Source organism: Eubacterium sp. An11 (assembly GCF_002161065.1).
GTDB lineage: Bacteria > Bacillota > Clostridia > Lachnospirales > Lachnospiraceae > Anaerobutyricum > Anaerobutyricum faecale.
Map to the genome: position 1 here is coordinate 1 of NZ_NFLV01000059.1, position 4533 is coordinate 4533.

Genomic DNA, 4533 nt, shown 5'->3' on the forward strand with positions numbered 1-4533 from the left:
TCCCGTCATATGTCATAGCCCTCCTTCCTAAGATATTTTCTCAGCTGTTCCCGGATTCTTGAAAGCCGCATGGATGCGGTTTTCTTTGAAATGCCGTGCCGCTCTCCGATTTCTTCCAGAGACCCGGCAAACCAGTACCTTTCCAGAAAGATATCCCGGTTATTGTCCGAAAGCTCTCCCAGGAACCGATTGACCACTTTTACCAGATCTTCCTTCATCACCGCATCGTCAATGGCCGCTCCACGGCCCGCGCAGTCGTTTAGCTCTTCCAGCGACTGCTCGTACATGCATTTTCTTTTCAATGCATGGTTATGGGTAAACCTTTTCAGGGAAAGATTTTTGACGATCCGGCATACATACGCTTTGAAAAACTTCGGCCACTGCGGCGGCAGTGTGTTCCACACCGCCAGCCAGCTGTCATTGATGACCTCCTCGCTGTCCCGCCTGTCGTCCACGATTCCCATGGACAGGCTGCGGCATAACTTTCCATACTTGATATCCGTCTCCTCGATTGCTCTTTCTGACCGCTCCCAGTACAAAGCGATGATATCTTTATCCTCCATCTCCTCACCTCCATGATGTCTGAATGTGTACTTTCAGACTAGTGTACTGTATCATTCACAATTCGCAGAATGACGCAGAATGAATGAGACAATGCACTAGATTTTTTTCATATTTTCCTCTTTCTGATGCACTTGCTGCGTCAATAATGACAGATTTGGAAGTTTACTTCCAAACTTTTCCACGTACGTTTCTGTTTTTCCTCTGTTTCCCATATATTTTACGACATATATGTAGTACGTCTAATAAATATATTGTATGAAAACCTCAGGCAGATGTCCATCTATTTTCACTGAATGAATATCTATCTATTTCCGCAGAACAGATATCCATCTATTCTATAAGTACCACTCCGGCAGAGGAATCCACATAGTATTTTGAAAAATTTCAAATATATTTTGGAAAATTTCGAACTGCCAGCTGCACTCTGCATCTATCGAATTCGATAGATTTAACATCAGAGACAAAAGAAAAAGCAGGAAGTCCTTTTGAGATTTCCTGCCTGGTAGCTGCTGCCATTACGTCAGCGATTATTCAGTTATATGTTGACTTATGAATTTTTTTATCAGCGATGCGGTTTCTTCTGCGTTGGAAAAGATAGAAGGGTGCTCTCCCTTTTGGAAATTTAATCCGATCTGACCGTCCTTTTACTCTTGCAGCTCCGTGTGTATATATTCTTCTCTGATGTCCTCCGGCACCAGGCTTCCGCCTGTGGCCCACACCACATGAACCGCATTTTGCATTTTACTCTCCAGACCATTTTTTCGGATGTAGTCCTGTAGTTCCGGGTTCTGGTTCAGGAATACCGGTCCCTGGAAAGCAGCGCAGGCGCTGGGTTCCAGAAAGACGTCTTCCTGTGCCAGCAGGTCTCTCATATATTCATATAATTTATAATCCTGAACAGTCATACCGCCGCTGAACATTTTTTTCATGATGGTTCCCACGAAACCGGAAGGTCGTCCCACGGCCAGACCGTCGGCGTGGGTTTTGCCGCTGAGTCCGATGTCCTGAACGGATATCTCATGATTGAGGCCGGTGGCCATGCCCAGCAGCATGCACGGGGCCTGCACTGGTTCCACAAAAAAGCAGTGTATGGCGTCTCTAAATACCTGTTTCAGGCCGAAACTGATGCCGCCGGGTGCACCGCCCACCCCGCAGGGGATGTAGACAAAAAGCGGGTGTTCTTCATCGATGACAATCTGCCTGTCATGGAACTGTTTCTTTATCCGCTCTCCCGCTGTGGCATAGCCCAGAAAGAGCGTTCTGGAGTTCTCATCGTCGATGAAATAGCTGTAAGGGTCCGCGTCAGAAAGTTCTCTTCCTTTTTTCACCGCTTCCCCGTAGTCTCCCTCATATTCTTTCACCACAACGCCATGGCTCCGGAGTAATTCCTTTTTCCACTGCTTTGCATCGGCGGACATGTGGACGATCACCTGATATCCCAGCACGGCGCTGATGATGCCGATGCTCAGGCCCAGGTTGCCGGTGGAACCCACCTGAATAGTATAACCGTTCAGGAAGCGCCGCACTTCTTCATCACCCAGTTTCTCGTAGCTCTCACCCTCTCCGAGAAATCCGTGCTCTCTGGCCAGTTTCTCTGTATAGTTGAGAACCTCGTAGATGCCGCCCCGGGCTTTTACGGAACCGGCGATAGCCAGATGGCTGTCCTCTTTCAAAAAGAGCCGTCCATCCAGATCCGCCCCATATTTCTCATTGAGGCAGTCTTTCATGGCATTTATTTCCACCAGAGGAGATTCGATCAGTCCATGCAGGGGTTTTGTCTCCGGAAAATATTTCTCGATGAGAGGTGCAAACCGCAGCAATCTTTGCTGTGCATCCTCCACATCGCCGGCATTAAGTTCGCAGCCTTCCATACTTTCTGCGAAAGAGGTTTTCCGGGGATTTACCCAGAATACCTCTTCCCGACGCTGCATTTGCTTTATCAGGGGAAGCTTTGGTATCAGTTTCTCAAAGTTTTCCATGTCTTTTCCTCCATATCATCTGTACCGTGAACTTTAAAGAAAAATCGGATTAGACCAGGCTGTTTTTCCATGGCTGTCCACACATTCTGCCCTGATATATGTCTCATCACCGCGAAGAGAAAACTCTGCCCGGGCGATAGCATCCTTCCCGGTGTCCGACAAGACAGAGGCTCCCGCATTAACCGCATTGCCGGCTATGAAATTCACTCTGCTCACCGGACTGCATTCCACATAAGCCGTTCCGTCTTCCATACCCCAGTCGTAAATTTCCGGTCCCGATGAAGAGTAATAATTTCCAGCCAAAATCGCCTGAATAATATTCTCATGGCTGAGCTTTTCCGCTTTTACCATGATAAACCCGCCAAAGCTGTCCGGAACTTCTCTATTATGATTGTCATCAGACGCCGTGGCAAAAATGCGGACTCCGTCACGAAGCATCACATCCCATCGCAGGGAGTCAAAACCTGTGGCACTTTCGTTAACGGTTCCGTAATTATATATTTCCAGTGCGGTGAGTCCCTTTGTATAAATAAATTCTTCTTCCCGAACTCTTGACCAGACCGGATGATTGTAAATGGTCAGACATCCATGGGCTTTTAAATCATCCTGAAGTCTCTGGGCGACCGCGGCCCCGTCCCAGTTTCCAAAATATTCCCGTTCCGGATATCTCTGCAAATGGGAAAAGAGTTCCTTTTCCGCCTGTTTTTGCATCTCTTCACTGCCAAGAATTCCATGGATGTGATGTACTTTCCGCAGATTTTTCCGGCTTTCATCTTCAAACAGAGCTGCTGATGCTTCCATGGCCGGCAGAATAATAAAAGTTTCATCATCAAACTGTTTTCTGTAATCAGAGAAAATGTTATGATCGCTGATGGCCAGGAAATCATATCCTGCGGAACGATACAATTCTGCCACTTCTGACGGAGTCAGCTTTCCGTCAGAATCCGTTGTGTGGCAGTGAAGGTTTCCCTTATACCAGTTTCCTCCCTCACTATATCCTTTTATAGTCACATTCATGGGTCTGTCCTTTCTGGTTTATTCACATTTTCCTTCCATTTCCGCCAGAATCTCTTTCAGCTTGCCAAGCACCGCGTCTTCCTGCATGGGAGCGATCACTTCATAGGCTGCTTTTTTCAGAGCATCACTGGCATTTCCCACAGCGTAGCCGTATTTGGCCTTCTCAATGAGAGAAATGTCGTTGTCGGCATTTCCAAATGCTGCTGTCTCCTCATATGTAATACCATAGTGTTTCTGCAGGATCTCCAGTCCCTTCCCTTTATTACATCCTTTTTTTGTAAAATCCAGGTAACAGCTTCCGGCAATGCAGACATCCATCTTGTCGGACCAGCGCTCTTTCATGGCCTCCTCCACATCTGAAGGGATTCCATCCGGATCATACAGTGACACCTTGCTGATATTTGGCAGAGCTTTCAAATCCGGTACCTTTTTTACCTGGCAGCCGTATCCGAGAACAACCTGATAGAAATCCTCTCTCGCCTCATCCACAAAGTTCCAGTCGGGCATGCTCGGCATGTAAGTAAAACCCCGGCTGTTCAAAGATTCCAGATCCTGTGCCAGCTTCACATAATCTTCCTCTTCAAACTTCATGGACTCCACGAAATCTCCCGCCGAGATATCTGTTCCGTTATCCGCCAGATAAGCAATGCTGCCCTGAATCGGCGCAAATACTTTTTTGATGCTGACCTTCTGGCGACCGCTGGCAGCCACAAAAATAACTCCCTTCTCCTGCAGTTTTTTTATCACTTCAAAATATTCCGGATTCAGATCCATAGTGCTTTCCGGCAATAAGGTATCGTCCACGTCGGAAACAATTAACTTTATCATGATGTATTGTCCTTTCTTCTTAAAGTAAATTGGGATTTGTAAATCTCTTTGCAGCCCACAGAAGGCTGCTTTACCGAAGACAAGGCATTGATAAAAGTTCTCCTCCTCCACTTCGGCAGACTGGTACCTGGCTGTATTTCGTCAA

4 protein-coding genes are annotated in these 4533 nt (G+C 47.0%); all 4 read right to left on the reverse strand.

The genetic code is table 11. The features are described from left to right. Window positions 1-5 precede the first annotated feature (5 nt). Window positions 6-563 carry an RNA polymerase sigma factor gene (locus tag B5E53_RS18285; RefSeq protein WP_087317556.1) on the reverse strand — a complete coding sequence of 186 codons (558 nt, stop codon included), beginning with the start codon at window positions 561-563 and terminating at the stop codon, window positions 6-8. 645 nt (window positions 564-1208) lie between these two features. Continuing rightward, window positions 1209-2543 carry a D-serine ammonia-lyase gene (locus tag B5E53_RS18290; protein WP_087317558.1) on the reverse strand — a complete coding sequence of 445 codons (1335 nt, stop codon included), beginning with the start codon at window positions 2541-2543 and terminating at the stop codon, window positions 1209-1211. 33 nt (window positions 2544-2576) lie between these two features. After that, complete coding sequence (locus B5E53_RS18295) at window positions 2577-3560, reverse strand: CehA/McbA family metallohydrolase (RefSeq protein WP_087317560.1); 984 nt, start codon at window positions 3558-3560, stop codon at window positions 2577-2579. A gap of 18 nt (window positions 3561-3578) precedes the next feature. After that, on the reverse strand, window positions 3579-4388 hold the full coding sequence (locus tag B5E53_RS18300) for an HAD family hydrolase (protein ID WP_087317562.1): 810 nt from the start codon (window positions 4386-4388) through the stop codon (window positions 3579-3581). Window positions 4389-4533: the final 145 nt, after the last annotated feature.

What these genes read in the sequence shown, in the direction of transcription:
- B5E53_RS18285 (WP_087317556.1), bottom strand. Translation starts at nt 563, where the DNA reads ATGGAGGATAAAGATATCATCGCTTTGTACTGGGAGCGGTCAGAAAGA.
- B5E53_RS18290 (WP_087317558.1), bottom strand. Translation starts at nt 2,543, where the DNA reads ATGGAAAACTTTGAGAAACTGATACCAAAGCTTCCCCTGATAAAGCAA.
- B5E53_RS18295 (WP_087317560.1), bottom strand. Translation starts at nt 3,560, where the DNA reads ATGAATGTGACTATAAAAGGATATAGTGAGGGAGGAAACTGGTATAAG.
- B5E53_RS18300 (WP_087317562.1), bottom strand. Translation starts at nt 4,388, where the DNA reads ATGATAAAGTTAATTGTTTCCGACGTGGACGATACCTTATTGCCGGAA.